Source organism: Anaerovibrio sp., from assembly GCF_051866355.1.
In the GTDB taxonomy this organism is placed as follows: domain Bacteria; phylum Bacillota; class Negativicutes; order Selenomonadales; family Selenomonadaceae; genus Anaerovibrio.
Genome location: NZ_JBJDWZ010000120.1, coordinates 9,952 through 11,485, shown reverse-complemented (window position 1 = coordinate 11,485; position 1,534 = coordinate 9,952). Strand labels below are relative to the sequence as shown.

Sequence of the window (1,534 nt, the reverse complement as noted above, 5' to 3'; positions counted from 1 at the left end):
CTACGGAAGAGGCAAAGTCTCCGGCGGCAGTTTTCAGCGAAAACATGGCAAAAGCCTTGTATGACAGCATGAAGGCCATCGGGGTAAGCGAGCGCGAGATGATAGCGGCATTTTCCAGCCTCAAGGATCAGGGGGTAAAGATGATTAAGGAAAATTCGCAGAATCGTGAAAATTCGTCTGGTTTGTCCAGGTGATATTGTACGCTTCATAGGGCTGCCTGATTAGTCGGGCAGCCAATTTTTCAAGGTGGTGTGAAAAATGGCTTTTAATTGGAAAAAGATGCGTGAAGATTTTGAGGATATGTCTTTGGCTGATGTTAAAGGATTGTCACCAGAGACGATTTATGATGAGTACGATGGGCCTTCGCCGGAGGATGACATGTGGCTGGATATTTGTGAGAGCGAATATTTGCCGGAAGATATGATGGAAAAGCTCGGCGATTATTTAAACTGGAATATTGCTTCTAAAACGCAGTATATGACACCTGGATTTGTTTTGCAGAATCTGGATAAGATAAATTTGCCAGCCCTGAAAGAAAATCCTACCCTGGACTTATCCAGGCAGGAATGGCAGAAGCTGGTTCCGTATATGGAGCCTGGCAAGGGGAAGCCGTATTTTCTGGCTCAGAAGGATAACGATGAACAGTATATCACTCTGAACGTAATTTCCCCGAAGGCACTGGCGGAAGCTATGGCTGTGGAGCTGGTAGGGAAAGGCATAAAGGCGAAAAAAGTTGCAGAGAAAATTGTAGATAAAGGCAAAAGTTTTTTAGCCAGGGCAAGAGAAATGAAAATGCGCATAAAACAGATGCCGCGAGAGGCCGTGACAAAAGTGAAGGAGCAGGCACGAGAGTCTTATAATGCAGTTAAAGACAAGGCAGTTCAGACCATTCAGGATATTGCCAATGACGATTATGAGGTCAAAGAGAGTTTTGTGTCTTTGAAAATCAAGAAGCCAAATCTCATCACACCAAAAGAAATGGCAACAGCTATGTGCAGTGAGATGAAGGACGTGACGGCTTTGGTAAAGGCATGTAGCGCATTGAAGGATACCGGGATGAAGTTTCTCAGGGATATTTCTCCGATGCGTGTGAAGTCTGAAAGTGAATTGAAGCTTGTAAGGTAAACTTGTATTCTGTCCAAATTGAACAGAATGTAAGTTTCAAAAGACTGCTAATAAAGCAGTCTTTTGTTTTTTTGTAATCATGGTATAATTATCAAAAGAATATTATTTGAGTTAGCATATTTGCAGATAAAGGGGAAGTTGTAATGATTAGTACGATTACTCTTAAGACAAATAAGGTGAGGGATATTGTTCGAGATTGTACCTCGTATTTTTGTCCGTTTCTGATCGCAATATTTTTTTGCATTATAGTGCCACATGTTCATGAAATGTTTGTGTTACATCATAATACTATGAGCGACATGGTTGCGCGAGACATACGTAGATTAAGTTGCCGTATTATGATGTACAAAGCCGAAACTGGCACTTATCCAGAAACATTAGAAGATTTAATTAAAACTAAGGAACAATA

The 1,534-nt window shown here is 41.3% G+C and carries 3 protein-coding genes; all 3 read left to right on the top strand.

Annotated features, from left to right (window positions below):
- On the top strand, positions 1–194 hold a 194-nt coding region (locus ACI3UA_RS06395; RefSeq protein WP_439723991.1), incomplete at its 5' end, for a hypothetical protein.
- Between the two features lie 64 nt (positions 195–258).
- Positions 259–1,125, top strand: a complete 867-nt coding sequence (locus ACI3UA_RS06390; RefSeq protein WP_439723990.1) for a hypothetical protein — start codon at positions 259–261, stop codon at positions 1,123–1,125.
- 143 nt (positions 1,126–1,268) lie between these two features.
- The coding region (locus ACI3UA_RS06385) for a hypothetical protein (RefSeq protein WP_439723989.1) at positions 1,269–1,534 on the top strand (266 nt) is incomplete at its 3' end.